This window comes from Flavobacterium sp. GNP011 (assembly GCF_056428925.1).
The window spans coordinates 201,261-226,373 of record NZ_JBWJVJ010000004.1 but is presented as its reverse complement, the minus strand read 5'-3'; the positions used below and the strand labels follow the sequence as shown (position 1 = coordinate 226,373).

Below are 25,113 nucleotides of genomic sequence, written 5' to 3'. Positions count from 1 at the left end.
TTTTTCATAGAAAGCCTTGATTAGTCAAGGCTTTTCTGTGAAATTTAATATCCATATTTATCTTTCCAGCGGTTTTTTAAAAATTCCCTAATGGTATTTTCTCTTGAATTATTCCCTGGTACATAAATAGGTGTTTTTATAATAGCATCTGGAAGGAATTCTTGTTCGGCAAAATTGTTAGAATAATCATGTGCATATTTGTATTCTTCACCATATCCTAGTTCTTTCATCAATTTGGTTGGCGCATTGCGTAAATGAATAGGTACTGGTAAATCTCCTGTTTGTTTCACTAGTTGTTGTGCAGTACCTATAGCCAAGTAGGATGCATTGCTCTTTGGTGATGTGGCAAGGTACACTGCACATTGACTCAAAATGATGCGGCTTTCCGGATAACCTATCGTAGCCACAGCTTGAAAAGTGTTGTTGGCCATGATAAAAGCAGTCGGGTTTGCGTTGCCAATATCCTCGCTGCTTAATATGAGCATTCTTCGGGCTATGAATTTTACATCTTCACCACCTTCAATCATTCTGGCTAACCAATACACAGCTCCATTAGGATCACTTCCACGAATCGATTTGATAAATGCCGATACAATATCATAATGTTGTTCACCAGTTTTGTCATACAACACGGTGTTTTGTTGTACAACTTCAAATACACGCTCGTTTGTGATCACTATTTTTTCATCAAGAGATGCATTTACAACGAGTTCAAAAACATTCAATAATTTTCTGCCATCCCCGCCTGATAACCGTAGTAAAGCTTCGGTTTCTTTGAGCTCAATATTTTTTTGAGACATCAATATATCTTTTTTCATGGCACGTTCCAGCAAGGTCTCCAAATCGATTTTTGTAAACGGATTTAATACATAGACTTGACATCTTGACAGTAACGCGGGAATTACCTCAAAACTGGGGTTTTCAGTTGTAGCGCCTATCAGGGTTACCCAGCCTTTCTCTACAGCAGCAAGTAAGGAATCCTGCTGCGATTTGCTAAAGCGGTGAATTTCGTCAATAAATAAAATGGGATTTTTGGCTGTAAACAATCCGCCACTCTGTTTTGCCTTTTCAATAACTTCCCGTATGTCCTTAACCCCAGAATTAATAGCACTTAATATATAAAACGGACGTTTAGATTCCTGAGCGATAATTTGTGCTAAGGTTGTTTTTCCAGTACCTGGTGGCCCCCAAAAAATTAATGATGGGATTATTCCTTTGGTAATTTGTTGCGTCAATGATCCATTTGGCCCTACAAGATGAGACTGACTCACATAATCATCCAGTTTTTGGGGGCGTATTCGTTCTGCAAGTGGTGCTTCCATTTTCTTAATTCGGTTGGCTGTAACTAGCTTTTTATCGATGTAAAATTACAGCTTTATTTGGAGCTTTTTCCAGCTGTACATTCTATCTTTTAGATCTTGTGAAAAAACAAGATCTAAAAGGATGCCATTTCCATCTGGGCTAGGGCGTATTGCTTTATGAAATATCGATTTTATCATGACAAAATTACATCTTAATTTTTTTGGTTGCATTTTTGTACTTTGATTGTATTAATTAATGTGAATTAGCTTTTTAGATCAATCGATTGAACACCTATGGATAAACATTTCAAGTTTACAAACGCAGTTCTATTATTTCCATTTTTTAGTGTGGTTGTATTGTGGTTTGTTTATTGGCTGCAAATAAAATTTGACTTTGATTTTTATCAAAACGGTATCTATCCCCGAACTTTTTCAGGACTTCAAGGTGTTTTTTTGAGTCCATTCATTCATGGTGATGTGGAGCATTTGTATAATAATAGTATACCGTTACTTATTTTACTAGCAGCTTTGCAATTTTTTTATGCAAAAGAGTCTGTTCCTGTTGTTGTATTTGGGATTCTTCTATCAGGAATGATAACATGGTGCATCGGTAGAGAAAGTTATCATATAGGTGCGAGCGGATTAATTTATGTGTTGTTTAGTTTTATTTTTTTTAAAGGAATCCAAACTAGAAACCAAAGACTTGTCGCCCTGTCACTTACTGTTATTATTATTTATGGTGGATTAGTATGGTATGTTTTTCCAAGTCCGGAGATAATAACCGAAAAGTCAATTTCATGGGAAGGTCATTTGGGTGGTCTTATTTCAGGAATTGTATTGTCTATGCTTTATGATACACCTCAGTTAAAGAAGACCATTAAATACGATTGGGAACACCCGGATTATGATCCGTCTCAAGATAAATTCATGCAACGATTTGACGAAAATGGAAATTTTGTCAATTTACCCGTTGTAAATCCCATTGAGGAATCTCCAATCTATGAGTATTATACCTCTAGTGTCCCCGTGCAATATGAGTTGATTCCAAAAAAAAATGAGTTAAAACCATAGTTTCAACTCACTTAAAGTTTTAAAAGCATATATTTCGTTACGATCGTTGTCTAACTGCTTCATATAAAAAGGCGCCACACGCTACAGAAACATTTAAGGAGCCTATGGTTCCAAACATAGGTAGCTTTGCTTTTTCATCTACAATTTTCAATACAGATGGATTTACACCTCTGTCCTCTGATCCCATAATTATTGCAACAGGTTCATTCAAAGAGATGTCATATATGTTGTGCTCCGTCTTTTCAGTGGCAGCAACTGTTTTAATTCCATTGGCTTGCAATAAAAATATAGCATCCTTGATGTGTTCCACTTTACAGATTGGAATATTAAAAACCGCTCCCGCAGATGTTTTTACAGTATCTCCATTCACAGGTGCCGATCCAGCCTTTTGAACAATGATTCCATTTACTCCTGTACATTCAGCAGTTCTGATGATGGCACCAAAATTTCTGGCATCTGATATTTGATCTAGGATTAAAAACAATGGTTTTTTACCGTTTTCAAGTACTGTATCTATTAAACTTTCCAAATCAAAAAATGAAATAGGAGAGATAGTAGCCACGGCTCCTTGGTGGTTATTTGGAGTTAATCTATTCAGCTTTTCAACGGGTACGTATGAGAAATTGATATTTCCACGTTTCATCACTTTCATCAAGTCTTTCATCAGTTCGCTACTTGCTTCCTTTTGAATATATACTTTGTCTACTGTTGCGCCAGATTGTATAGCTTCTATAATCGCTCTTATTCCAAATATTTGATGTTCTTTTTCCATGGTGCAAATATATAAAAAAAAACCACCCCAAAAAATGGGATGGTTTTCAATCTGTTAAAATGTGATAGTAATGATATTGTATCGTAAATAAAAAAGGCTATCTTTTCAGACAGCCTTTTCTATAATCAAAAGATCTAATTACGGTACATACCAGAATGGACCTTGAGTAGTAATTTGAGCCGATGTTAAAATAGGCACATTACTAGAGTTTGCATTGTACTCTGATAAAGGATAGATTAGTCTCTTTGGTCTAGTAGGTTGTAAATTGAAACCATTAATAGAACCTGGAATCACAGGAAAACCTGTACGTGTATAGTTGATGTAATTTTCAACACCGTGTATTCCACTTAAAGCAATCCATTTTTGAGTTAAAATGGCTTGAATTTTATTAGTACTTGCAGTCCAACCAAAATTAGTTTTAGTATCAATATCGGTCAAATAAGTTCCTATTGTAGCCCCTAAATATGTAAAGGAAGCTTGAACGCCTTCATTGAATAAAGTTTGTGCTGAACCTGTTAAGAAACCTCTTTCTACAGCCTCTGCTTGAAGAAATTTACTTTCTGAAAGTAGCATGATCGCACCTGCTTTTGAAGATCCTGCAGCTGTTCTTTCAGCTGTGTTTGCTCCAACATAGTTGGTCAAACCTAATCCAAACCTTGATGTAGGGTTTGTTGTGTTGTTTTGTCCAGGTACTGGTTTTTGTCCTTGATCAGTCCCTACTACTTTACCACCTACAAGAGTCCATAGTCTTGATCTTCTTGGATCAATAACTCCAGCAGTTGGTCCGCCTACTTCTCCATTTAATACGTCAGCAAAATGTTTTGAAGAGGTGAATAAAGTGTTAGTTGTATTAGTGGTAGAACCTGCTGCATCTCTTACAAAGGAACCAAAGAATGGACTTTGTTTGTCATTGTTTGCAGATGAATATCCTGGATTGATTAAAACATCGCTAGATACAAAATTGTTTAGAGTTTGCAATGTAGCATATTTTGAATTTAAATAAGTTACTGTAGCAGCATCTGTAAGTTTGCTTTGTCTTAGTAAAATTCTTAATTCAATTGTGTTTGCTAATTGTAACCACTTGCTCATGTTTCCGCTGAATACAACATCCGTTGCAACTCCTTCTGCTGTAGCTGATGGATTTTGGATTAAGGCACGAGCTTCTTCTAATTCTTTGATCAACTCTTTGTATATTACAGCATCATCTGTATATGCTGGTGTCAAATTTTGTTGACCTTTAAAGGCTTCGAAATATGGAGAATCACCATATAAATCTACAATATATTGCATGTAGTGTGCCTTCATAATTTTAGAAATAGCTATGAAATTCCCTTGATTAGGTAAATCAGTATCTATTATTTTTTGAAAATTACCTACGCTTCTGTATAAACCATCCCAAACTGCAGCATATGTATTGTTGTCAAAGTTGTACGAATACTCTACTTGTAATGGGTTAGTAAATTGGTAAATATTGCCACCCCAAGCGTTTGTCATAACGCTACCCAATCGGTTCATATTTATTGCCTGGGTTCTGAATGCTTGTGCTTGAGCACCAGGTAAGATAAGTCTTGGCGGAAGTGATGATTCCAGCGGACTATTTACGTTAGTGTTGTCAGCTAAGTAGTCACTACAAGATGTAAGTGTTACAGCTGCTACTGCTAGTATTAAAATTATTTTTTTCATTTCTTTTAATTAAAAAGTTAAATTCATGCTTCCACCAAAAGTTCTAGTGTTTGGATACTGTCCTGTACCGGAATATCCTTGTCCATTACCATTGTTAGCTGTACTGTCTGAAGCCTCAGGATCAGTATAACCTTTGTTGCTTTTTGCTAAAACAGTAAAAGGATTTCTTGCATTTATACCGAATCTAAGGGATGTCAATCCAATTTTCCCTACAATAGATGTAGGAACTGAATAGCTCAAAGAAAGTTCTCTCACTTTGAATGCTGTAGCATCTATAACATTGTGTTCTCCAGCTCTACTTAATGTACCATAGTAATCAATAACTCCATTTGCTTCATGTCCTTTAGCAGAAAACACAGATGTGTTAGGAGTATAAATTCCTGATCCAGGTGCTGTTTCAATTACAGAATTTGGTAAAATGAATCCAACTTCTCTGTCGAAACTTGCAGATTCTTCTAAACGTCCTGGCCAAGTTAAGTCATATTTAGTTCCAGACACAATTTGATGACCTGTTCTATAATCCATAACTGCAGTTAATGTGAATCCTTTATATGTTAAAGAGTTTGATAATCCTAAAATATAATCTGGAGTTGCTTTTCCTAAGATGGAGTTAGATGAAGATCTAGTTGGTAAACCAAATTGATTAACGATAATACTTCCATTGTCGTCTCTTAAAAATGTAGTTCCTTTAATTAAAGGGAACTCCTGACCAACTTGTGCAAAAATTCCTGTTCCGGTAGTTGCATCAGAAAAAAGGTTGATTTCATTTGCTCCAGCTGCAAGTGAGTTAATTACAGATTTATTAGTAGCGTAACTAGCTCTTAAGTTCCATGAAAATTTTTCTGTTTTAAATGGCACTAAACCTAAATCGATTTCAAAACCTTTAGTGGTCATGTCACCAATATTTGATTGTGAAGTTGCTAAACCAGATGCAGACGAAGCTGTTGCTGCAGTAATCAAATCTTTTGTGTCAGAGATATAAGCAGATCCGTCAATTGTAATTCTGTTATTGAAAAGTCCAACACTAACTAAAGCTTCTTTAGTAGTTACAAATTCAGGTCGGATATTTTTATCAGTAGGTCTTTGATTAATGATATAAGATCCTAATTGACCATAAGGGAAACCAGTTGGGAATACTCCAATTTCTGTTGTTGCATATGGTTGAATAGATGATGAGTTACCTACTTGAACTATGTTAGCAGAAAGTTTTAAATAATTTAAAGTTTCACTCTTTAAACCTTCAAATGCTAATGTAGGAATAAAAGAAACTCCAGCACTTGGATAAAAGAAGTTATTATTTTCTCTTGATAATACCGATGTCCAATCATTTCTTCCAGTTAAGTTAAGAAACAAATAATCTTTATAACCTAAATCAATGTTTGCTAGTACAGAAGCACGATTTGATTTTTGAGATCTATTGTCAAGGGTTGATGGATTTGCAGGACTTAAAACGTTATTGATATGATACCAACCCGGAATGTCAAGATTTTGACCACCTTGAGATGTTATTCTAAAATTACGATCTTGCATATTACTTCCTACAAGTGCTTTTAATGTGAAGTCATCATTTAATTCATAATCAAAATTTACTAATAAGTCTCCGTAGTATGTCCTTAAAGTAGATTGGCTTGCAAAAAATTCTGATGTTTGATTTCTATTAGCTCCAGCTCCAGCCAATGCAGGAGTTTCTCTATATTCATTTATGTGAGATTGTGCATCTCTATTAGTGAATTGTAAATTACCTGTGTAGCTAATATTGATGTTCTTGTTGATTTCGTATTTTAAGGCAGCAATAGTATTAATAAATGTTCTTCTTGCATCGTTACGATTGTTGTCAATGGTCCAGTAAGGATTTTTAAAATAAATATTATTACTTCCTTCGTTACCAGAATTTTTAAACTTTCTTAAATCAATATTCCCTGGAGTTTGAATTAAGTCGTCTAAAAGATCTGGAGATGTCTCTGATGATTTTTGATAAGTATAGTTTACGTTACCATCAATGCTAAATTTACCAATTTTTTTACCAGCTTTGAATAAGAAACTATTTCTTTCTAGTTTGTCGCCATTTACAACAAATTCAGTATTAACTTTATTAGCAGATAGTAAAGCGTATGAATCTTCACTTCCTGCATTTATAGAAAAGCCATTCTGCAAAGTAGTTCCCGTTTGGTAAAATGCTTTTACATTGTCCTTAATAAAAGAATATGGCGCTTCAAATTCAAGTCCATCTGCCTGAGGTAAACCTGTAGGTCTTACAACACCATCAAATGGAAGACCCCAAGAACCGTTCTCTTCTGGAAAATGAACTCCATCCCATCCTTGGCCATATTTATTTTGTGTCTTTGGCATGAATGAAATGCTTTCGTAATCAATTGCTGAATTTACGTTTACTGTAATTTTTCCTTTTTGTTTTCCTTTTACTGTAGTTACAATAATTACACCATTAACCCCTTGCTCTCCGTAAAGTGCTGCTCCTTGCATACCTTTGATTACGTTCACATTTTCAATTAATTCCGGTGGTAATTGCTGTAATGCAGCCGATGTTGATATAGAGTTGTCTATTATAACTAAGGCTTCATTGTTACCTGTTATAGATCTTGATCCTCTTAATACTATCCTATTGGTGCCATTAACTCCATTACTACTTTTGTTTATTTGAAGACCTGATACCTTACCTACTAAAGATTGTACTACGTTAGGGTTAGCAGCTTGTGTTAACTCTTTCGATGCTACAACTTGTGTTGATGATGTCAAAGAGTTTTTATTACGCTTTAAACCTAGTGCTCCTACAACTACACCTTCAAGTTGTATTGAATCATCTAGTAATCTTACATTAACAGTAGTTGAACTGGCTGTTAGTTCTTGTGTTTTCATACCGATGTAGCTAAACACTAGTATTTGTGTTGGACTAACTTTGATTGTATAACTTCCATCAAAATTACTCTGCGTTCCAGTTTTTGTTCCTTTCACTAATACACTTACACCTGGTAAAGGCATTCCTGCATTATCAGAAACAGTTCCCGAAACAGATCTTTCTTGGGCAAACGTAATTTGCGCCACTAATACTACAAGTAGTACTAGTAATCCATTAAACTTTAGTTTCATTTTTTAATATTTTGAATTAGTTCAACAAACATCTTAATATTTTCTTAACATTCCTAATCAAAAATGGTTTAAAAATGTTAAAGTTAGAAATTGATGTTGTAACTTAAATGTAAGATTCCGTTTTCAGTTTTAATTCTCTGTGAATTTAAAGCACCACTTGCAAGTGCAATACGTAGTAATCCGTTTTTTGTTTTCGCGCCAAAACCTAAGCCAAGACCTATCAGTTTGTTGTTTTTTGAAGCGTTGAGTATATTGGTTTTGAAAAAAGCTAAATCTGCTATGGTGTGAATATAAAACTTGCTATTTAATGCATAACGATATTCTGTTAAAAATGCAGATATCCAAAAAGCTGCAAGACTATTTTCTCGAAAACCTCTAATGCTATGAATACCTCCAAAACGATGCAATTCATTCTCAAAATATATGGAACTGGCTAAATAATAGTTTTGGTTGTTAAAATAAATGGAGTTTTTAGTGTTAATTTCAAATAGTAGGATATTTTTTATTTCTATTTGAAGCTGTTTGGAAGGTTTTAGATCGTTTTCCGTATTTATAAGTCTCTCTCCGGCTCCAAGTAAAGCATTAAAACTATATCGAGGTGTGAATCTGTTTTTTCTTAAAAAGAGATCTTTATTTTCATATCCTATTGTGACGAAATTGTTATTAAATCCTGCTATGTTGGAGTTGTTGTCTTGGATTACGCTGGATTGTGTGGCATGGTAACCTAACTTTATTTCAGAATTGTTTTTTAATCTATAATTTAAGCATAAAGTTGTTTTTGTATTCTGGAAAGTAGAGTCCTGTCTAAAGATTTGTAAATCTGTTTGGATTCCTAACGGAGAATTAAAAAGATAGGGTAAAGCTAAACTTGCTTTGAAAGTTTTTTGATCATTGCTGTCGCTTTTCCAAAAAAAATGTATTTGTTCTCCTTTACTTAAAATATTTTCAAGTTGAATGTCTAAGTAACCATTTAAAGTAAAACGATCTTCATTATTGCTAAAGCCAATAAAACCATCAAAGGTGTTTGAGTTTTTCTTTTCTAGATATACATATACTTTGGTCGTGTCTTTGGTTATTAAAAATTCAGGGTATTTTATTTGATTGACAAAGTTGAGTTTATTAAAATCAGAATTGATTTGCTCAAGGATTTTTAAATTAATTAGTTTGTTTTTAAATTTTCGGTTTATTTGATTGAGATGACCTTTTGGGAATTTATTTTTTCCTTCCTGTTTTATGACTATAGTATTGATGTTTCGGGTGGAGTTTTTTTGAATGTCTAATTCTGCAAGTAAAAGAGATTGCTTTTTTTTTATACTGATGAGTTTCACTTTTGCAAACGCATATCCGGTATCTTCTAGAAGGTGTAGCGTATGATCTAGAAACGTCTCGATTTCTGGATAAGGTATTTCAATTGTGTTTTTTTGTAGTTTTAATAGTGCCACTGTTTCCAGATCCGGAATGGTCACGATAATTTTTTTTATTTGTTGTCCTAAATCAATTTTATTTTGAAAAGTAGAGTCGTTAATTTTATTTAGTTGCAATGTTCTTACTTCAATATAACCTGTATTGGATGCTTTTTTTAGAAAACCTTCTACTTCAATATTTATAGAACTAACATTTTTATGTTTGGTTTGGTAATTTAAGGAGTCTATAATTTTGGTTTCTTCTTTTGAATTTCCAATGATTTGTAATCGAAACTCTTGAGCGTAACAAGTACTTTCTATTATTAGAAATAAAAATAAAAGAAGTGTTTTTTTTTTATTGCTCATTGTGCAAATTTAGTGATACAAATATGAGATCTTTGTAATGATTTTCAAAGTTCTAAATAATCTAATTGAAAATTAATAGTTTAACGTTTGTAGAGTAAAAAATATTTTCTACATTTGCAACCCCGTAAAAAGCGGGAATTTAATATAATAAGAAATTTTTAGTATTAATTATGCCAACAATTCAACAATTAGTAAGAACAGGAAGAACTCAGATAACTAAGAAGAGTAAATCGGTTGCTTTAGATTCTTGTCCTCAAAGAAGAGGGGTTTGTACGCGTGTTTACACTACAACACCAAAAAAACCAAACTCTGCAATGCGTAAAGTAGCGCGTGTACGTTTGACAAATGGTAACGAAGTGAATGCTTACATCCCTGGTGAAGGACACAATTTACAAGAGCACTCGATAGTATTAGTTAGGGGTGGAAGGGTAAAAGATTTACCAGGAGTTAGATATCACATCGTTCGTGGTGCACTTGATACGTCAGGAGTAGCAGGAAGAACGCAAAGAAGATCTAAGTACGGAGCTAAACGCCCAAAAGAAGCAAAAAAGTAATTTAATTAGTCGAAAGTCAAAAGTCAAAAGTTTAAGGCAGCTTTTGCTATTTTAAGACATTTGGACAGAAGACGTTAAGACTTTTAACAACAAAAGACATGAGAAAAAGAGCGGCAAAGAAAAGACCACTTTTACCAGATCCAAGGTTTAATGACCAACTGGTAACACGTTTTGTGAACAACTTAATGTGGGATGGAAAAAAATCTACAGCGTTTAAGGTATTTTATGATGCAATTGATATTATTGAATCTAAAAAACAAGATGCTGAAAAACCATCATTAGAAATCTGGAAAGATGCGTTAACTAATGTTATGCCTCACGTAGAAGTACGTAGTCGTAGAGTAGGTGGAGCTACATTTCAAATTCCAATGCAAATTCGTCCAGATAGAAAAATTTCTATGGCGATGAAATGGTTAATTCTTTATTCAAGAAGAAGAAACGAGAAGTCAATGGCTCAAAGATTAGCATCAGAGTGTTTAGCTGCTGCTAAAGAAGAAGGAGCTGCTGTTAAGAAAAGAATGGATACTCACAAAATGGCTGAAGCTAACAAAGCTTTCTCTCACTTTAGATTTTAATCCGTAAGAAATGGCTAGAGAACTTAAATATACAAGAAACATAGGTATTGCTGCTCACATTGATGCTGGTAAAACAACAACAACGGAGCGTATATTATTCTATACAGGAAAATCACACAAAATTGGTGAAGTGCACGATGGTGCTGCAACAATGGACTGGATGGCACAAGAGCAAGAAAGAGGTATTACTATTACTTCTGCAGCTACAACTTGTGAATGGAATTTTCCAACTACTCAAGGTAAAATTTTACCTGAGACCTTGCCTTATCACTTTAATATCATTGATACCCCAGGACACGTTGACTTTACAGTTGAAGTAAACCGTTCTTTGCGTGTACTTGATGGTTTAGTATTCTTGTTTAGTGCTGTTGATGGTGTTGAGCCTCAATCAGAAACAAACTGGAGGTTAGCAGATCAATATAGAGTTCCTCGTATTGGTTTTGTTAATAAAATGGATAGACAAGGATCTAACTTTTTGATGGTATGTCAACAAGTAAGAGATATGCTAAAATCTAACGCTGTTGCGATTACTTTGCCAATTGGTGAGGAAAATGATTTCAAAGGTGTTGTAGATTTAGTAAGAAACCAAGCTATTGTTTGGGATGATGCTGGAATGGGAGCGACTTATGAAGTTGTTGATATTCCTGCTGATATGGTAGACGAAGTAAAAGAGTACAGAGACATTCTTATTGAGGCAGTTGCTGATTATGATGAAAACTTACTTGATAAGTATATGGAAGATCCAGATTCTATCACGGAAGAAGAAATTAACATCGCTTTAAGAGCAGCTGTAATGGATATGGCAATTATTCCTATGATTGCTGGTTCATCTTTCAAAAACAAAGGAGTTCAATTCATGCTAGATGCAGTATGTAAGTACTTGCCATCTCCAATGGATAAAGAAGGTATTGAAGGTATTCACCCTGATGATGCTGAACTTTTAGAAGAAGATCAAACTAAAATCTTGCGTAAGCCAGATGTTAAAGAGCCTTTCGCTGCTTTAGCATTTAAAATTGCTACTGACCCATTCGTAGGGCGTTTAGCTTTCTTCCGTGCTTATTCAGGTCGTTTAGATGCAGGTTCTTATGTTTTGAATACGCGTTCAGGTAACAAGGAAAGAATTTCTCGTATCTACCAAATGCACGCAAACAAACAAAACCCAATCGAGTATATCGAGGCAGGAGATATTGGAGCGGCGGTTGGATTTAAAGATATCAAAACTGGAGATACATTGTGTGATGAAAAACACCCAATTATTTTGGAGTCAATGAAATTCCCTGCGCCAGTAATTGGTATTGCTATTGAGCCTAAAACTAAGGCTGATGTAGATAAAATGGGTATGGCTTTGGCTAAATTAGCTGAAGAGGATCCAACGTTTACTGTTAGAACTGATGAAGCTTCTGGGCAAACGATTATTTCTGGTATGGGTGAGCTTCACTTAGATATCTTGGTAGATCGTATGAAACGTGAATTTAAAGTTGAAGTAAACCAAGGTGAGCCTCAAGTTGAATATAAAGAAGCGTTTACTAAAAAAGCACAACACAGAGAGACTTATAAAAAACAATCTGGAGGTCGTGGTAAATTCGGTGATATCGTATTTATTCTTGAGCCTGCTGATGAAGTTGATGGTAAAGCTCCAGTTGGATTACAGTTTGTTAATGCTGTGAAAGGTGGTAACGTTCCAAAAGAGTATATACCTTCAGTTGAAAAAGGTTTCCGTGAAGCAATGAAAACTGGTCCTTTAGCGGGATATCAAGTTGATAGTTTAAAGGTTACTTTATTAGACGGATCTTTCCACCCTGTGGATTCTGATGCGCTTTCTTTTGAGTTAGCAGCAAGAATGGGTTATAGAGAGGTAGCGAAAGCTGCTGGTGCTGTAATTTTAGAGCCAATCATGAAAATGGAGGTTATTACACCAGAAGAAAACATGGGGGATATCGTTGGTGATATCAACCGTCGTAGAGGTCAGGTGAGTGACATGGGAGATAGAAATGGTGCTAAAACTATTAAGGCTGATGTGCCTTTATCAGAGATGTTTGGATATGTTACAACATTAAGAACATTATCTTCTGGTAGAGCAACTTCTACAATGGAATTCTCTCACTATTCAGAGACACCTTCTAATATTTCAGAAGCAGTAATTAAAAAAGCAAAAGGAAACGCTTAATCTTTAAGAAAATGAGTCAAAAAATCAGAATAAAATTAAAATCTTACGATCACATGTTAGTAGACAAGTCTGCTGAGAAGATTGTAAAAACAGTAAAAACTACTGGTGCTGTTGTAACTGGTCCTATTCCGTTGCCAACTCACAAAAAATTGTTTACAGTATTGCGTTCACCGCACGTAAACAAGAAAGCTAGAGAGCAGTTTGAAGTAATGTCTTACAAGAGATTGATTGATATTTACTCTTCTTCTTCAAAAACTATTGATGCTTTGATGAAATTAGAATTGCCTAGTGGAGTAGAAGTTGAAATTAAAGTATAAGTATATTTTTATTATAAAGCGGAACATTTTGTTCCGCTTTTTTTTTGGAATAAAATGAAATGTTTTGATTTATAGGGTGTGAACGGATTATTTTGAATGTTTTTCTAGGATGTTTTTTTATTATTTAATTCTTCAAATAGTATTGATTTAAGTATATGTTGTATGAATGAATGTTTGATTATCTAATTTTTAAAAGTTTGTTTTTTGATAATGAGTTATTTAATTTTTGTAACTGTTTGGTATATTCGATTTTAATGTATACTTTTGCACTCCCTGTTTGAGAACAGCTGTTGTTTTTAAATTGAAGGGAGTTTTAGTAATTAATAATTAATATTTATGTCTGGGTTAATTGGTAGAAAAATCGGCATGACTAGTATTTTCGACGAAAACGGGAAGAATATTCCTTGTACGGTAATCGAAGCAGGTCCATGTGTTGTTACCCAAGTCAGAACCAAAGGTGTTGACGGGTACGAAGCGTTGCAACTAGGTTTCGATGACAAAAACGAGAAACATTCCACAAAAGCGGCTTTAGGTCACTTTAAAAAAGCTGGAACTGTAGCTAAGAAAAAAGTCGTTGAATTCCAAGATTTTGCAACTGAACAAAAATTAGGAGATCTTATTGATGTTTCTATTTTTGCTGAAGGTGAATTTGTAGATGTACAAGGTGTATCTAAAGGTAAAGGTTTCCAAGGGGTTGTAAAACGTCACGGTTTTGGTGGTGTTGGTCAAGCAACTCACGGTCAGCACAACCGTTTAAGAGCGCCAGGTTCTGTGGGAGCTTCTTCTTATCCATCTAGAGTATTCAAAGGAATGCGTATGGCTGGACGTATGGGAGGAGACAATGTAAAAGTTCAAAACCTTAGAGTTTTAAAAGTAGTGGCTGAAAAGAACCTACTTGTTATTAAAGGATGTGTTCCTGGTCATAACAACTCTTATGTAATCATTCAGAAGTAATGGAAGCAAAAGTATTAGATTTCAACGGAAAAGATACTGGAAGAAAAGTGCAACTTTCTGATTCAGTATTTGGTATAGAGCCAAACAATCACGCAGTATATCTTGATGTAAAGCAATATCTTGCTAATCAAAGACAAGGAACGCACAAAGCTAAAGAAAGAGCTGAAGTAGCGGGAAGTACTCGTAAGATAAAAAAGCAAAAAGGTACAGGTACTGCCCGTGCTGGTAGTGCTAAAAACCCTTTATTCAAAGGTGGAGGAACTGTATTTGGTCCAAGACCAAGAAGTTATTCTTTCAAATTGAATAAAAACTTAAAGCGTTTAGCTAGAAAATCTGCATTTTCTATCAAAGCTAAAGAGTCAAACATTATTGTTCTTGAAGACTTTAATTTTGAAACTCCAAACACTAAAAATTTCATCAACGTTTTGAAAGCTTTAGAGTTAGAGAATAAAAAATCCCTTTTTGTATTGGGTGATTCAAATAAAAATGTATATTTGTCGTCACGTAATTTAAAAAGCTCTAGCGTTGTAAGTAGCTTAGAATTAAGTACTTACGCTATATTAAACGCTAATAATTTAGTGCTTTTAGAGAGTTCTTTGGAGATAATTGAAGAAAATTTAAGTAAATAATAGGATATGAGCATCATTATTAAGCCTATAGTAACGGAAAAAGTAACCAAAGAAAGTGAAGTTTTAAACCGCTTCGGATTCGTTGTTGACAGAAAAGCAAACAAAGTTCAAATTAAGAAAGCTGTTGAGGCTGCTTATGGTGTAACTATTGTTAGTGTTAACACAATGAATGTGAGACCAGATAGAACTACTAAATACACTAAAAGTGGTTTGATCAGTGGAAAGACAAATGCAATTAAAAAAGCGATTGTTCAAGTACAAGAAGGAGAAACAATTGATTTTTACAACAATATCTAAGATAAAATGTCAGTAAGAAAATTAAAACCTATTACCCCAGGTCAGCGATTTAGAGTTGTGAATGGTTATGACGCCATTACAACTGATAAGCCGGAACGCTCTTTGATAGCGCCGATAAAAAACTCTGGTGGTAGAAATAGTCAAGGAAAGATGACCATGCGTTATACGGGTGGTGGTCACAAGCAGAGATATCGTATTATTGATTTTAAACGTACTAAAGAAGGAATTCCTGCTACGGTTAAATCAATCGAATATGATCCAAACAGAACTGCATTTATCGCTTTATTAGCTTATGCTGATGGAGAGAAAACTTATATTATCGCTCAAAACGGTTTGAAAGTTGGTCAGAAACTTGTTTCTGGTCCAGAATCTCAACCTGAGATTGGTAATACTTTACCTTTAAGTAGAGTTCCACTAGGAACTGTAATTTCTTGTATTGAATTGAGACCAGGTCAAGGTGCAGTTATTGCACGTTCTGCTGGAACTTTTGCTCAATTAATGGCAAGAGATGGTAAATACGCTACAATCAAAATGCCTTCAGGTGAAACAAGATTGATCTTGTTAACTTGTTCTGCAACAATTGGAGCTGTATCTAACTCTGATCATCAATTAGTTGTTTCTGGTAAAGCTGGTAGAACTAGATGGTTAGGTAGAAGACCTAGAACAAGACCTGTAGCAATGAACCCTGTAGATCACCCAATGGGAGGTGGTGAAGGACGTTCTTCTGGTGGACATCCACGTTCAAGAAATGGAATACCAGCAAAAGGTTATAGAACACGTTCTAAGAAAAACCCGAGTAACAAGTATATCGTAGAACGTAGAAAGAAATAATAAGATATGGCACGTTCATTAAAAAAAGGACCTTTTGTTCATTATAAATTAGACAAGAAAGTTCAAGAAAATATTGCAGGTGGAAATAAAGGAGTGGTTAAGACTTGGTCTAGAGCTTCTATGATTACTCCAGATTTTGTTGGACAAACTATCGCAGTTCACAACGGTCGTCAATTTGTACCGGTTTATGTAACTGAAAACATGGTAGGTCACAAATTAGGAGAATTTTCACCAACGAGATCTTTTAGAGGTCATGCTGGAGCAAAAAATAAAGGTAAAAAATAAGAAGCAATGGGAGTTCGTAAAAGAGAAACAGCAGATGCAAGAAAAGAGGCAAATAAGTCTTTGGCCTTCGCAAAGTTAAATAACTGCCCTACTTCACCTAGAAAAATGCGCTTAGTAGCAGATCTAGTAAGAGGTCAGAAGGTAGAAAGAGCACTTAACATACTAAGATTTAGTTCTAAAGAAGCTTCAAGAAAATTAGAAAAATTGGTTTTATCTGTAATTGCTAACTGGCAAGCAAAAAACCCTGAAGCTAATATGGAAGAAGCTGGTTTATTTGTTAAGGAAATCCGTGTAGATGGTGGAATGATGTTGAAAAGACTTCGTCCAGCTCCGCAAGGAAGAGCACATAGAATAAGAAAACGTTCTAATCACGTTACAATCGTGTTAGGGGCTATCAATAACACACAAAGCAATTCTTAAGCAGCATGGGACAAAAGACAAATCCAATTGGAAACAGACTTGGTATCATCAGAGGATGGGACTCAAACTGGTATGGTGGAAATGATTACGGTGATAAACTTGCCGAAGATCACAAAATCAGAAAGTATATCCATGCTCGTTTATCAAAAGCTAGTGTATCTAAAGTAATAATCGAGAGAACTTTAAAACTTGTAACCGTTACTATCACTACTGCTAGACCTGGTATTATTATCGGTAAAGGTGGACAAGAGGTAGACAAGTTGAAAGAAGAACTTAAGAAAATTACTGACAAAGAGGTTCAAATTAACATCTTTGAAATTAAAAGACCTGAACTTGACGCGTATCTAGTTGCTACAAGCATCTGTCGTCAAATTGAAAGCAGAATTTCTTACAGACGTGCAATCAAAATGGCTATTGCTGCTTCTATGCGTATGAACGCAGAAGGTATCAAAGTTTTGATTTCTGGTCGTTTGAATGGTGCTGAGATGGCTCGTTCAGAGGGTTTCAAAGAAGGTAGAATTCCTCTATCAACTTTCAGAGCTGATATTGATTATGCTTTGGCTGAAGCTCATACTACTTATGGTAGAATGGGTATCAAAGTATGGATCATGAAAGGTGAAGTTTATGGAAAGAGAGATCTTTCTCCACTAGCCGGAATGGACAAAAAACAATCTGGTGCTGGAGGTAAAGGTGGTGATTCTCCAAGAGGAGACAGAAAACCTTTTAACAAAGGTGGAAAACCAGACGCTCGTAAACGAAAGTAATTTTTAAATTAAAGAAAAATGTTACAGCCTAAAAGAACAAAATACCGTAAGGTACAGAAAGGTAAAATGAAAGGGAACTCTCAAAGAGGGCATGAACTTTCTAATGGAATGTTTGGTATTAAATCTGTACATGAAGATGGAATGTTTTTAACTTCTCGTCAAATAGAGGCAGCTCGTATTGCTGCCACTCGTTTCATGAAAAGAGAGGGACAATTATGGATCAAAATATTTCCAGACAAACCAATCACAAAGAAGCCTCTTGAGGTACGTATGGGTAAAGGTAAAGGTGCAGTTGAATACTGGGCAGCCGTTGTTAAACCCGGAAGAATTATGTTTGAAGTTGGAGGAGTACCTTTGTCAGTTGCTAAAGAGGCGTTACGTCTAGCAGCACAAAAGCTTCCAGTAAAAACTAAATTTGTTGTTGCAAGAGATTTCGAAGCATAATTTATACTATATTATGAAACAATCAGAAATAAAAAATCTTTCTGCAGCAGAGTTGCAAGAGAAACTTAGCCAGACTAAGAAAACATATGCTGATCTTAAAATGGCTCACGCTATTTCACCAATTGAGAATCCACTTCAAATTAGAGGTGTGAGAAGAACTGTTGCAAGATTAGCTACTGAACTTACTAAAAGACAATAACTGTAGTCTGCTGAAAGATGGAAGAAAAAAGAAATTTAAGAAAAGAGAGAATTGGTGTTGTAACTTCAGACAAAATGGATAAATCTATTGTTGTTGCTGAAGTTCGTAAAGTAAAACACCCATTATACGGTAAGTTCGTGTTGAAAACTAAAAAGTATCACGCACACGACGAAATGAACGACTGTAACGTTGGAGATACTGTAAGGATAAGTGAGACTCGTCCTTTAAGTAAAACAAAATGTTGGAGGTTAGTTGAAATCTTAGAAAGAGCTAAATAATTATGGTACAACAAGAATCAAGACTAAAAGTAGCAGATAACACTGGAGCAAAGGAAGTTTTAACTATCCGTGTTTTAGGAGGTACCAAAAGAAGGTATGCCTCTGTTGGTGACAAGATTGTAGTTTCTATCAAAGATACTGCTCCAAACGGAAGCGTTAAAAAAGGAGCTGTTTCAACTGCAGTTGTTGTACGTACCAAAAAAGAAGTAAGAAGAGCCGATGGTTCATACATTAGATTTGATGATAACGCTTGCGTATTATTGAATGCTGCTGGTGAAATGAGAGGAACTCGTGTTTTTGGTCCGGTAGCAAGAGAACTTCGTGAAAAACAATTCATGAAAATTGTATCATTAGCACCAGAAGTGCTTTAATTCGTTTTAAGATGATAAAGCTAAAAATAAAATCAGGTGACATCGTTAGAGTAATTGCTGGAGACCATAAAGGTGCTGAAGGTAAAGTATTAAGCGTTGATCGTGAAAAGAACAAAGCAATTGTTGAAGGTGTTAATATGGTTTCTAAGCATACGAAACCAAGTGCAAAAAGCCCTCAAGGTGGTATTGTAAAGAAAGAAGCTCCAATACAAATATCTAACATCTCTTTAATTGATCCTAAAACTAAGGAAGCAACAAGAGTAGGTATTAGAGTAGAAGGAGATAAGAAAGTAAGATTTTCAAAAAAATCTAATCAAGTACTATAGTAATGGCGTATATACCTAGACTAAAAGAAGAATATAAGAGCAGAGTAATTGCTGCTCTTAAAGAGGAATTCGGATACGTAAACGTAATGCAAGTTCCTAAATTGGACAAAATCGTTTTAAGTAAAGGAGTTGGTGCAGCTGTATCTGATAAAAAACTTATTGACTATGCAGTTGATGAGTTAACTAAGATCACTGGACAGAAAGCAGTTTCAACTATCTCTAAAAAAGACGTTGCGTCTTTTAAATTGAGAAAGGGAATGCCAATTGGTGCTAAAGTTACTTTACGTGGAGAAAGAATGTATGAGTTTCTTGATAGACTTATTACTTCTGCATTACCTCGTGTAAGAGATTTCAGCGGAATTAAGGCTACAGGTTTTGATGGTAGAGGAAATTATAACCTTGGTGTTTTAGAACAAATTATTTTTCCAGAAATTGATATTGACAAAGTTAATAAAATCTCTGGTATGGATATTACCTTCGTAACTACCGCAAAGACTGACAAAGAAGCTAAGTCGTTATTAACAGAATTAGGTTTACCTTTTAAAAAGAACTAAGACATGGCTAAAGAATCAATGAAAGCCCGTGAGGTTAAGAGAGAAAAAACGGTTGCAAAGTATGCAGAGAAAAGAAAAGCTTTGTTAGAAGCTGGAGATTTCGTAGGTTTGCAAAAGTTACCAAAAAATGCTTCACCTGTTCGTTTACACAATCGTTGTAAATTAACTGGAAGACCAAGAGGTTATATGCGTCAATTTGGTATTTCACGTGTTACATTTCGTGAAATGGCAAATAATGGATTAATTCCTGGTGTGAAAAAAGCATCTTGGTAATAGCATAGTTTTGCTTTCAGATACAGACTTAACATATGTTTAGTCTGTATCTTTAATATTTATAAATTGGTTTAAGGTTCAACAAATCGTTTGTTGAAAACCAAGACCGCAAATTAATACACATGTATACAGATCCTATTGCTGATTATTTGACAAGAGTTCGTAACGCTGTGGCCGCAAACCACAAAGTTGTTGAAATTCCTGCATCTAATCTAAAAAAAGAAATAACTAAGATCTTATTTGATCAAGGTTATATTTTGAGTTACAAATTTGAAGACAACGCTGTTCAGGGGTCTATCAAAATCGCTTTGAAGTATGATAAAGATACTAAAGAGTCTGTAATCAAAGATATTCAGAGAATTAGTAAACCAGGTTTACGTAAATATTCAAGTTCTGCTAATATACCAAGAATCTTAAATGGTTTAGGTATTGCTATTGTTTCTACTTCAAAAGGTTTGATGACTGGTAAACAAGCAAAGCAATTGAATGTAGGTGGTGAAGTAATTTGTTACGTATACTAATTTAAAGACTATAATAAGATGTCAAGAATAGGTAAAAATCCTATAATAGTTCCTGCAGGTGTTACTGTTGAAGTAGCAAACGGAATTATTACAGTTAAGGGAAAAAACGGTCAACTAACTCAGGAGTTTTCGGACGTTACTGTAACAGTTGAAGATGGTCAAGTTCAAGTTGACAGGTCATCTGATCATAAAGATCAAAGAGCAAAACATGGTTTGTATCGTTCACTTATCAACAACATGATAGTTGGTGTTACAGATGGTTTTACTAAATCGTTAGAACTTGTTGGAGTTGGTTATAGAGCTTCAAATCAAGGTCAAAAATTAGATTTAGCTCTTGGTTTTTCACACAATATTATTTTAGAGATTGCTCCTGAAGTTACTTTAGAAACTATATCTGAGAAAGGTAAAAACCCAATTGTAAAGTTAACATCATTTGATAAACAACTTTTAGGTCAAGTAGCTGCGAAAATTAGAGGTTTCCGTAAGCCAGAGCCATACAAAGGAAAAGGAGTTAAATTCGTGGGTGAAGTATTAAGAAGAAAAGCAGGTAAATCAGCTTAAAAAATAAGATTATGTCATTAACAAAACCTGAAAGAAGACAAAGAATTAGATTCAGAATTAGAAAGACAATTAGTGGTACTGCTACTAATCCAAGACTATCTGTTTTTAGAAGTAATAAAGAAATTTACGCTCAATTAATTGATGACGTAAACGGAGTTACTTTGCTAGCAGCTTCTTCAAGAGAAAAAGAAATAGGTAAGGGTACGAATATTGAAGTTGCTACAGCAGTTGGGAAATTAGTTGCTGAAAAAGCTTTAAAAGCTGGGATAGAAGTTGTAACTTTTGATAGAGGAGGTTACTTATATCACGGGCGTATTAAATCATTAGCAGAAGGCGCGAGAGCGGCTGGACTTAAATTCTAATATAGTATGTCTAATAGTAAATACAAAAATGTAGAGTTGGTAAAACCTAGTGGTCTTGAATTAAAAGATCGTTTGGTTAGTGTAAATCGTGTTACTAAAGTTACAAAGGGTGGTAGAGCTTTTGGTTTTTCTGCTATTGTTGTTGTAGGTGATGAAAACGGTGTTGTTGGTCACGGTTTAGGTAAATCTAAAGATGTTTCTGAGGCTATTGCAAAAGCAGTAGAAGATGCTAAGAAAAATCTAGTAAAGATTCCTTTAAATGGTCAATCTGTGCCTCACGAACAAAAAGGTAAATTTGGTGGTGCACGCGTATTTTTAATTCCTGCATCTCATGGTACTGGAGTTATTGCTGGTGGAGCTGTTCGTTCAGTTTTAGAATCAGTTGGTATACATGATGTGCTTTCAAAATCACAAGGATCTTCAAATCCACACAACGTGGTAAAAGCAACTTTTGATGCTTTATTACAAATGAGAAGTGCTTACACTGTTGCAAAACAAAGAGGTGTTTCTTTAGAGAAAGTTTTTAAAGGTTAATACAAGGAAATTATGGCTAAATTATTAGTAAAACAAGTTAGAAGCAAAATCAACTGTCCACTTTCTCAAAAAAGAGGATTAGAAGCTTTAGGTCTACGTAAAATGGGACAAGTTGTAGCGCATGATTCAAATCCTACAATCCTTGGTATGATAAATAAAGTTAAACACTTAGTTTCTGTTGAAGAAGCTAAATAACAAATACTGTTATGAATTTAAGTAACTTACAACCTGCTGAAGGTTCTACGCACAATCAAAATAAAAGATTAGGTAGAGGAGAAGGTTCTGGAAAAGGTGGTACCTCTGCAAGAGGACATAAAGGAGCAAAATCTCGTTCTGGTTATTCTAAAAAGATTGGTTTTGAAGGAGGGCAAATGCCACTTCAAAGACGTGTACCTAAGTTTGGTTTTACAAACATCAATCGTAAAGATTACGAAGGTGTCAATCTTGATACTCTTCAACTTTTAGTTGAAAATGGTATTGTTCAAGATACTGTTGATATGTCAGTTTATGTTGCTAACCGTTTGGCTACCAAAAATGAAATCGTTAAGATTTTAGGTAGAGGTGAATTGAAAGCAAAATTAAAAGTAACCGCTCACAAATTTACTGCTACTGCAAAAGCTGCTATCGAAGCTGCTGGTGGAGAAGCTATAGTAATGTAATTTTCTGTATAATATGAAGAAATTTATTGAATCAATAGGTAATGTTTGGAAAATTGAAGAACTAAAAAATAGAATTCTAATTACTTTCGGTCTTCTTTTAGTTTATCGTTTTGGTGCTCAAGTGACCTTACCAGGTATTGATGCAACTCAATTGGCTAATTTAGCCGGACAGACCAAAGAAGGAATTGGTTCAATTCTTGACATGTTTACTGGTGGTGCATTTTCTCAAGCTTCTGTTTTTGCACTTGGGATTATGCCATACATTTCTGCATCTATTGTAGTGCAGCTTATGGGAATTGCTATTCCTTATTTGCAAAAGCTTCAAAGTGATGGAGAGAGTGGTAGAAAAAAAATAAATCAAATCACACGTTGGTTGACAATTGGAATTACTTTAGTTCAAGGACCTACCTACATCTATAACTTATACAGAACTCTTCCTGGTAATGCTTTTTTATTAGGTTTTAATTCTTTTGAGTTTTTATTCTCTTCTGTTGTAATTCTTGTTACCGGTACCATTTTTGCAATGTGGCTTGGTGAAAAAATTACTGACAAAGGAATTGGAAATGGTATTTCATTATTGATTATGGTAGGAATACTTGCTAGATTGCCTCAAGCTTTTATGCAAGAATTCACATCAAGAGTTTCAAATAACAATGGAGGACCAATGTTATTGGTTATTGAAATTATTCTTTGGTTGTTGGTAATTATTAGCTGTGTGCTTTTAGTGATGGCAGTAAGAAGAATTCCTGTTCAATATGCTAGACGTACAACGTCTGGAGATTTTGAACAAGATATGATGAATGGTAATAGACAGTGGATTCCTTTAAAGCTTAATGCTTCTGGGGTTATGCCAATTATTTTTGCGCAAGCAATTATGTTTATTCCTGCAGCACTAGCTGGTTTATCAGATTCAGATACTTCACAGTCAATAGTTGGAGCATTCAGTAATATGTTTGGTTTTTGGTATAATTTTGTATTTGCAACGTTAATCATTGTATTTACATTCTTTTACACGGCTATTACAGTTCCAACAAATAAAATGTCTGATGATTTAAAGAGAAGTGGTGGTTTTATTCCTGGTGTTAAGCCTGGTGTTGAAACTTCTGACTACCTTGATAAAGTGATGTCTTTAATTACATTCCCTGGATCAATATTTCTTGCTTTGATCGCTGTGTTCCCTGCGATAGTTGTAAGCTTGATGGATGTTCAACAATCATGGGCAATGTTTTTTGGAGGTACTTCATTAATTATTATGGTTGGTGTTGCCATTGACACTGTTCAACAAATCAATTCATACCTGTTGAATAAGCATTATGATGGATTAATGAAAAGTGGTAAAAATAGAAAAGCAGTAGCTTAATTTATGGCAAAACAATCAGCAATAGAACAAGACGGTTCAATCATTGAAGCATTATCAAATGCAATGTTCCGTGTAGAGTTAGAGAATGGACATATTGTAATTGCACATATTTCTGGTAAAATGCGTATGCATTACATTAAATTATTACCTGGTGATAAGGTTAAACTAGAAATGAGCCCTTACGATTTGTCAAAAGCGAGAATTACTTATAGATATTAAAGGATATTCAAAAATGAAAGTTAGAGCTTCAGTAAAAAAGAGAAGTCCCGAGTGCAAAATTGTACGAAGAAAAGGGAGATTGTACGTAATAAACAAAAAGAATCCTAGATTTAAACAAAGACAAGGATAATTATGGCAAGAATAGCAGGGGTAGATATCCCAAAAAATAAGAGAGGTGTTATTGCACTAACCTATATCTTTGGATTAGGTAGAAGTAGAGCTGTTGAGATTTTAGAAAAAGCTCAAGTTAGCCAAGACAAAAAAGTTCAAGATTGGAATGATGACGAGATCGGAGCAATTCGTGATGCTGTATCTTCTTTCAAAATTGAGGGTGAATTGCGTTCAGAAGTTTCTTTAAACATCAAACGTTTAATGGATATTGGATGTTATAGAGGTATTCGTCATAGAACTGGTCTTCCTTTAAGAGGACAAAGAACTAAGAACAACTCTAGAACAAGAAAAGGTAAAAGAAAAACTGTTGCTAACAAGAAAAAAGCAACTAAATAATAAGTAATATGGCTAAAGCAACAGCAAAAAAACGTAAAGTTATCGTTGAATCAACGGGTGAAGCTCATATTTCTGCTACCTTCAATAACATTATCATTTCTTTGACTAATAAAAAAGGTGAAGTTATTTCATGGTCTTCAGCTGGTAAAATGGGTTTCAGAGGTTCTAAAAAGAACACTCCGTACGCAGCTCAAATGGCAGCAGAAGATTGTAGTAAAGTAGCTCTTGAAGCTGGACTTAAAAAAGTTAAAGTTTATGTAAAAGGACCAGGAAACGGACGTGAGTCTGCTATTCGTTCTTTACACAATGGTGGTATTGAAGTTACTGAAATTATTGATGTTACTCCAATGCCTCACAACGGATGTCGTCCTCCTAAAAGACGTAGAGTATAATACTCAAAATATTAATTATAGTATAACCTAGATTGAATTTCGATTATCGAAGGATTTGA

At 34.7% G+C, this 25,113-nt stretch carries 35 protein-coding genes; 30 read left to right on the top strand and 5 right to left on the bottom strand.

Going from position 1 to position 25,113, the window contains the following annotated elements:
• Nucleotides 1-44 precede the first annotated feature (44 nt).
• A complete protein-coding gene (locus tag AC061E_RS05995; protein WP_478285433.1) occupies nt 45-1,322 on the bottom strand; it encodes a replication-associated recombination protein A in 1,278 nt (425 codons plus the stop codon).
• Between the two features lie 273 nt (nt 1,323-1,595).
• Here AC061E_RS05995 and AC061E_RS05990 point away from each other — a divergent pair, with 273 nt between their 5' ends.
• Nucleotides 1,596-2,372: a rhomboid family intramembrane serine protease gene (locus tag AC061E_RS05990; RefSeq protein ID WP_478285432.1), complete on the top strand. Its 777-nt coding sequence runs from the start codon at nt 1,596-1,598 to the stop codon at nt 2,370-2,372.
• Between the two features lie 37 nt (nt 2,373-2,409).
• Here AC061E_RS05990 and rlmB read toward each other — a convergent pair whose 3' ends face one another.
• The 4 genes from rlmB to AC061E_RS05970 form a co-directional block, all read right to left on the bottom strand.
• Nucleotides 2,410-3,144 carry a 23S rRNA (guanosine(2251)-2'-O)-methyltransferase RlmB gene (gene rlmB, locus AC061E_RS05985; RefSeq protein WP_478285431.1) on the bottom strand — a complete coding sequence of 245 codons (735 nt, stop codon included), beginning with the start codon at nt 3,142-3,144 and terminating at the stop codon, nt 2,410-2,412.
• A gap of 138 nt (nt 3,145-3,282) precedes the next feature.
• On the bottom strand, nt 3,283-4,827 hold the full coding sequence (locus AC061E_RS05980) for a SusD/RagB family nutrient-binding outer membrane lipoprotein (protein WP_478285430.1): 1,545 nt from the start codon (nt 4,825-4,827) through the stop codon (nt 3,283-3,285).
• A gap of 9 nt (nt 4,828-4,836) precedes the next feature.
• On the bottom strand, nt 4,837-7,932 hold the full coding sequence (locus AC061E_RS05975) for a SusC/RagA family TonB-linked outer membrane protein (protein ID WP_478285429.1): 3,096 nt from the start codon (nt 7,930-7,932) through the stop codon (nt 4,837-4,839).
• 83 nt (nt 7,933-8,015) lie between these two features.
• Complete coding sequence (locus tag AC061E_RS05970) at nt 8,016-9,701, bottom strand: BamA/TamA family outer membrane protein (RefSeq protein ID WP_478285428.1); 1,686 nt, start codon at nt 9,699-9,701, stop codon at nt 8,016-8,018.
• 170 nt (nt 9,702-9,871) lie between these two features.
• On the opposite strand from AC061E_RS05970, the gene rpsL reads away from it, so the two are divergent.
• The 29 genes from rpsL (at nt 9,872) to rpsK (ending at nt 25,054) form a co-directional block, all read left to right on the top strand.
• Complete coding sequence (rpsL, locus tag AC061E_RS05965) at nt 9,872-10,255, top strand: 30S ribosomal protein S12 (RefSeq protein WP_007136570.1); 384 nt, start codon at nt 9,872-9,874, stop codon at nt 10,253-10,255.
• Between the two features lie 98 nt (nt 10,256-10,353).
• Nucleotides 10,354-10,830 carry a 30S ribosomal protein S7 gene (gene rpsG, locus AC061E_RS05960; protein ID WP_035668130.1) on the top strand — a complete coding sequence of 159 codons (477 nt, stop codon included), beginning with the start codon at nt 10,354-10,356 and terminating at the stop codon, nt 10,828-10,830.
• A gap of 10 nt (nt 10,831-10,840) precedes the next feature.
• A complete protein-coding gene (gene fusA / locus AC061E_RS05955) occupies nt 10,841-12,997 on the top strand; it encodes an elongation factor G (RefSeq protein ID WP_158729273.1) in 2,157 nt (718 codons plus the stop codon).
• 11 nt (nt 12,998-13,008) lie between these two features.
• The gene (rpsJ, locus tag AC061E_RS05950) at nt 13,009-13,314 is read left to right on the top strand and encodes a 30S ribosomal protein S10 (protein ID WP_007803605.1); all 306 of its coding nucleotides are present in this window, start codon (nt 13,009-13,011) and stop codon (nt 13,312-13,314) included.
• A 336-nt stretch (nt 13,315-13,650) separates the two neighbouring features.
• Complete coding sequence (rplC, locus tag AC061E_RS05945) at nt 13,651-14,268, top strand: 50S ribosomal protein L3 (protein WP_072945403.1); 618 nt, start codon at nt 13,651-13,653, stop codon at nt 14,266-14,268.
• Nucleotides 14,268-14,897 (top strand): 50S ribosomal protein L4, encoded by a 630-nt coding sequence (gene rplD / locus AC061E_RS05940; RefSeq protein WP_144893904.1) that lies wholly within the window; start codon nt 14,268-14,270, stop codon nt 14,895-14,897. The genes rplC and rplD overlap by 1 nt, the downstream gene beginning before the upstream one ends.
• Nucleotides 14,898-14,903: 6 nt before the next feature.
• On the top strand, nt 14,904-15,194 hold the full coding sequence (gene rplW, locus AC061E_RS05935) for a 50S ribosomal protein L23 (protein WP_073370568.1): 291 nt from the start codon (nt 14,904-14,906) through the stop codon (nt 15,192-15,194).
• A gap of 6 nt (nt 15,195-15,200) precedes the next feature.
• Entirely contained in the window at nt 15,201-16,025 is an 825-nt protein-coding gene (gene rplB / locus AC061E_RS05930) for a 50S ribosomal protein L2 (RefSeq protein ID WP_144893902.1), read from the top strand.
• 6 nt (nt 16,026-16,031) lie between these two features.
• The gene (rpsS, locus tag AC061E_RS05925; protein ID WP_007136562.1) at nt 16,032-16,310 is read left to right on the top strand and encodes a 30S ribosomal protein S19; all 279 of its coding nucleotides are present in this window, start codon (nt 16,032-16,034) and stop codon (nt 16,308-16,310) included.
• A gap of 6 nt (nt 16,311-16,316) precedes the next feature.
• Entirely contained in the window at nt 16,317-16,730 is a 414-nt protein-coding gene (gene rplV / locus AC061E_RS05920) for a 50S ribosomal protein L22 (protein WP_035668120.1), read from the top strand.
• Between the two features lie 5 nt (nt 16,731-16,735).
• Nucleotides 16,736-17,494 (top strand): 30S ribosomal protein S3, encoded by a 759-nt coding sequence (rpsC, locus tag AC061E_RS05915; RefSeq protein WP_035668118.1) that lies wholly within the window; start codon nt 16,736-16,738, stop codon nt 17,492-17,494.
• Between the two features lie 18 nt (nt 17,495-17,512).
• The gene (gene rplP, locus AC061E_RS05910) at nt 17,513-17,938 is read left to right on the top strand and encodes a 50S ribosomal protein L16 (protein WP_007803637.1); all 426 of its coding nucleotides are present in this window, start codon (nt 17,513-17,515) and stop codon (nt 17,936-17,938) included.
• Nucleotides 17,939-17,951: 13 nt separating this feature from the next.
• Complete coding sequence (gene rpmC / locus AC061E_RS05905) at nt 17,952-18,137, top strand: 50S ribosomal protein L29 (RefSeq protein ID WP_086452760.1); 186 nt, start codon at nt 17,952-17,954, stop codon at nt 18,135-18,137.
• 17 nt (nt 18,138-18,154) lie between these two features.
• Nucleotides 18,155-18,415, top strand: coding sequence for a 30S ribosomal protein S17 (gene rpsQ / locus AC061E_RS05900; protein WP_086452759.1), 261 nt, complete (start codon nt 18,155-18,157; stop codon nt 18,413-18,415).
• A gap of 2 nt (nt 18,416-18,417) precedes the next feature.
• Nucleotides 18,418-18,786 (top strand): 50S ribosomal protein L14, encoded by a 369-nt coding sequence (rplN, locus tag AC061E_RS05895; RefSeq protein ID WP_026717863.1) that lies wholly within the window; start codon nt 18,418-18,420, stop codon nt 18,784-18,786.
• A gap of 11 nt (nt 18,787-18,797) precedes the next feature.
• Nucleotides 18,798-19,112 (top strand): 50S ribosomal protein L24, encoded by a 315-nt coding sequence (rplX, locus tag AC061E_RS05890; RefSeq protein WP_478285427.1) that lies wholly within the window; start codon nt 18,798-18,800, stop codon nt 19,110-19,112.
• 2 nt (nt 19,113-19,114) lie between these two features.
• Entirely contained in the window at nt 19,115-19,666 is a 552-nt protein-coding gene (rplE, locus tag AC061E_RS05885; RefSeq protein WP_086452757.1) for a 50S ribosomal protein L5, read from the top strand.
• Between the two features lie 3 nt (nt 19,667-19,669).
• Entirely contained in the window at nt 19,670-19,939 is a 270-nt protein-coding gene (gene rpsN, locus AC061E_RS05880) for a 30S ribosomal protein S14 (RefSeq protein ID WP_026707007.1), read from the top strand.
• Nucleotides 19,940-20,061: 122 nt separating this feature from the next.
• The gene (gene rpsH / locus AC061E_RS05875) at nt 20,062-20,460 is read left to right on the top strand and encodes a 30S ribosomal protein S8 (protein ID WP_086452756.1); all 399 of its coding nucleotides are present in this window, start codon (nt 20,062-20,064) and stop codon (nt 20,458-20,460) included.
• Between the two features lie 18 nt (nt 20,461-20,478).
• Complete coding sequence (rplF, locus tag AC061E_RS05870; RefSeq protein ID WP_086452755.1) at nt 20,479-21,021, top strand: 50S ribosomal protein L6; 543 nt, start codon at nt 20,479-20,481, stop codon at nt 21,019-21,021.
• 11 nt (nt 21,022-21,032) lie between these two features.
• On the top strand, nt 21,033-21,383 hold the full coding sequence (gene rplR / locus AC061E_RS05865) for a 50S ribosomal protein L18 (RefSeq protein WP_086452754.1): 351 nt from the start codon (nt 21,033-21,035) through the stop codon (nt 21,381-21,383).
• Nucleotides 21,384-21,389: 6 nt separating this feature from the next.
• Complete coding sequence (rpsE, locus tag AC061E_RS05860; protein ID WP_035668102.1) at nt 21,390-21,917, top strand: 30S ribosomal protein S5; 528 nt, start codon at nt 21,390-21,392, stop codon at nt 21,915-21,917.
• A 12-nt stretch (nt 21,918-21,929) separates the two neighbouring features.
• A complete protein-coding gene (gene rpmD, locus AC061E_RS05855) occupies nt 21,930-22,112 on the top strand; it encodes a 50S ribosomal protein L30 (RefSeq protein ID WP_086452753.1) in 183 nt (60 codons plus the stop codon).
• An 11-nt stretch (nt 22,113-22,123) separates the two neighbouring features.
• Nucleotides 22,124-22,576 carry a 50S ribosomal protein L15 gene (gene rplO / locus AC061E_RS05850; protein WP_086452752.1) on the top strand — a complete coding sequence of 151 codons (453 nt, stop codon included), beginning with the start codon at nt 22,124-22,126 and terminating at the stop codon, nt 22,574-22,576.
• Nucleotides 22,577-22,589: 13 nt separating this feature from the next.
• Nucleotides 22,590-23,936: a preprotein translocase subunit SecY gene (secY, locus tag AC061E_RS05845; RefSeq protein WP_144893896.1), complete on the top strand. Its 1,347-nt coding sequence runs from the start codon at nt 22,590-22,592 to the stop codon at nt 23,934-23,936.
• 3 nt (nt 23,937-23,939) lie between these two features.
• Complete coding sequence (infA, locus tag AC061E_RS05840) at nt 23,940-24,155, top strand: translation initiation factor IF-1 (protein ID WP_007136545.1); 216 nt, start codon at nt 23,940-23,942, stop codon at nt 24,153-24,155.
• Between the two features lie 13 nt (nt 24,156-24,168).
• Nucleotides 24,169-24,285 (top strand): type B 50S ribosomal protein L36, encoded by a 117-nt coding sequence (gene ykgO / locus AC061E_RS05835; protein WP_008992256.1) that lies wholly within the window; start codon nt 24,169-24,171, stop codon nt 24,283-24,285.
• A 2-nt stretch (nt 24,286-24,287) separates the two neighbouring features.
• Nucleotides 24,288-24,662, top strand: a complete 375-nt coding sequence (gene rpsM, locus AC061E_RS05830) for a 30S ribosomal protein S13 (RefSeq protein ID WP_144893894.1) — start codon at nt 24,288-24,290, stop codon at nt 24,660-24,662.
• Nucleotides 24,663-24,670: 8 nt separating this feature from the next.
• A complete protein-coding gene (gene rpsK / locus AC061E_RS05825) occupies nt 24,671-25,054 on the top strand; it encodes a 30S ribosomal protein S11 (protein WP_024981527.1) in 384 nt (127 codons plus the stop codon).
• Nucleotides 25,055-25,113 lie beyond the last annotated feature (59 nt).

Excerpts from the sequence above, each read along its gene's own strand:
- AC061E_RS05995 (WP_478285433.1), bottom strand. The coding sequence starts at position 1,322 with ATGGAAGCACCACTTGCAGAACGAATACGCCCCCAAAAACTGGATGAT.
- AC061E_RS05990 (WP_478285432.1), top strand. The coding sequence starts at position 1,596 with ATGGATAAACATTTCAAGTTTACAAACGCAGTTCTATTATTTCCATTT.
- rlmB (WP_478285431.1), bottom strand. The coding sequence starts at position 3,144 with ATGGAAAAAGAACATCAAATATTTGGAATAAGAGCGATTATAGAAGCT.
- AC061E_RS05980 (WP_478285430.1), bottom strand. The coding sequence starts at position 4,827 with ATGAAAAAAATAATTTTAATACTAGCAGTAGCAGCTGTAACACTTACA.
- AC061E_RS05975 (WP_478285429.1), bottom strand. The coding sequence starts at position 7,932 with ATGAAACTAAAGTTTAATGGATTACTAGTACTACTTGTAGTATTAGTG.
- AC061E_RS05970 (WP_478285428.1), bottom strand. The coding sequence starts at position 9,701 with ATGAGCAATAAAAAAAAAACACTTCTTTTATTTTTATTTCTAATAATA.
- rpsL (WP_007136570.1), top strand. The coding sequence starts at position 9,872 with ATGCCAACAATTCAACAATTAGTAAGAACAGGAAGAACTCAGATAACT.
- rpsG (WP_035668130.1), top strand. The coding sequence starts at position 10,354 with ATGAGAAAAAGAGCGGCAAAGAAAAGACCACTTTTACCAGATCCAAGG.
- fusA (WP_158729273.1), top strand. The coding sequence starts at position 10,841 with ATGGCTAGAGAACTTAAATATACAAGAAACATAGGTATTGCTGCTCAC.
- rpsJ (WP_007803605.1), top strand. The coding sequence starts at position 13,009 with ATGAGTCAAAAAATCAGAATAAAATTAAAATCTTACGATCACATGTTA.
- rplC (WP_072945403.1), top strand. The coding sequence starts at position 13,651 with ATGTCTGGGTTAATTGGTAGAAAAATCGGCATGACTAGTATTTTCGAC.
- rplD (WP_144893904.1), top strand. The coding sequence starts at position 14,268 with ATGGAAGCAAAAGTATTAGATTTCAACGGAAAAGATACTGGAAGAAAA.
- rplW (WP_073370568.1), top strand. The coding sequence starts at position 14,904 with ATGAGCATCATTATTAAGCCTATAGTAACGGAAAAAGTAACCAAAGAA.
- rplB (WP_144893902.1), top strand. The coding sequence starts at position 15,201 with ATGTCAGTAAGAAAATTAAAACCTATTACCCCAGGTCAGCGATTTAGA.
- rpsS (WP_007136562.1), top strand. The coding sequence starts at position 16,032 with ATGGCACGTTCATTAAAAAAAGGACCTTTTGTTCATTATAAATTAGAC.
- rplV (WP_035668120.1), top strand. The coding sequence starts at position 16,317 with ATGGGAGTTCGTAAAAGAGAAACAGCAGATGCAAGAAAAGAGGCAAAT.
- rpsC (WP_035668118.1), top strand. The coding sequence starts at position 16,736 with ATGGGACAAAAGACAAATCCAATTGGAAACAGACTTGGTATCATCAGA.
- rplP (WP_007803637.1), top strand. The coding sequence starts at position 17,513 with ATGTTACAGCCTAAAAGAACAAAATACCGTAAGGTACAGAAAGGTAAA.
- rpmC (WP_086452760.1), top strand. The coding sequence starts at position 17,952 with ATGAAACAATCAGAAATAAAAAATCTTTCTGCAGCAGAGTTGCAAGAG.
- rpsQ (WP_086452759.1), top strand. The coding sequence starts at position 18,155 with ATGGAAGAAAAAAGAAATTTAAGAAAAGAGAGAATTGGTGTTGTAACT.
- rplN (WP_026717863.1), top strand. The coding sequence starts at position 18,418 with ATGGTACAACAAGAATCAAGACTAAAAGTAGCAGATAACACTGGAGCA.
- rplX (WP_478285427.1), top strand. The coding sequence starts at position 18,798 with ATGATAAAGCTAAAAATAAAATCAGGTGACATCGTTAGAGTAATTGCT.
- rplE (WP_086452757.1), top strand. The coding sequence starts at position 19,115 with ATGGCGTATATACCTAGACTAAAAGAAGAATATAAGAGCAGAGTAATT.
- rpsN (WP_026707007.1), top strand. The coding sequence starts at position 19,670 with ATGGCTAAAGAATCAATGAAAGCCCGTGAGGTTAAGAGAGAAAAAACG.
- rpsH (WP_086452756.1), top strand. The coding sequence starts at position 20,062 with ATGTATACAGATCCTATTGCTGATTATTTGACAAGAGTTCGTAACGCT.
- rplF (WP_086452755.1), top strand. The coding sequence starts at position 20,479 with ATGTCAAGAATAGGTAAAAATCCTATAATAGTTCCTGCAGGTGTTACT.
- rplR (WP_086452754.1), top strand. The coding sequence starts at position 21,033 with ATGTCATTAACAAAACCTGAAAGAAGACAAAGAATTAGATTCAGAATT.
- rpsE (WP_035668102.1), top strand. The coding sequence starts at position 21,390 with ATGTCTAATAGTAAATACAAAAATGTAGAGTTGGTAAAACCTAGTGGT.
- rpmD (WP_086452753.1), top strand. The coding sequence starts at position 21,930 with ATGGCTAAATTATTAGTAAAACAAGTTAGAAGCAAAATCAACTGTCCA.
- rplO (WP_086452752.1), top strand. The coding sequence starts at position 22,124 with ATGAATTTAAGTAACTTACAACCTGCTGAAGGTTCTACGCACAATCAA.
- secY (WP_144893896.1), top strand. The coding sequence starts at position 22,590 with ATGAAGAAATTTATTGAATCAATAGGTAATGTTTGGAAAATTGAAGAA.
- infA (WP_007136545.1), top strand. The coding sequence starts at position 23,940 with ATGGCAAAACAATCAGCAATAGAACAAGACGGTTCAATCATTGAAGCA.
- ykgO (WP_008992256.1), top strand. The coding sequence starts at position 24,169 with ATGAAAGTTAGAGCTTCAGTAAAAAAGAGAAGTCCCGAGTGCAAAATT.
- rpsM (WP_144893894.1), top strand. The coding sequence starts at position 24,288 with ATGGCAAGAATAGCAGGGGTAGATATCCCAAAAAATAAGAGAGGTGTT.
- rpsK (WP_024981527.1), top strand. The coding sequence starts at position 24,671 with ATGGCTAAAGCAACAGCAAAAAAACGTAAAGTTATCGTTGAATCAACG.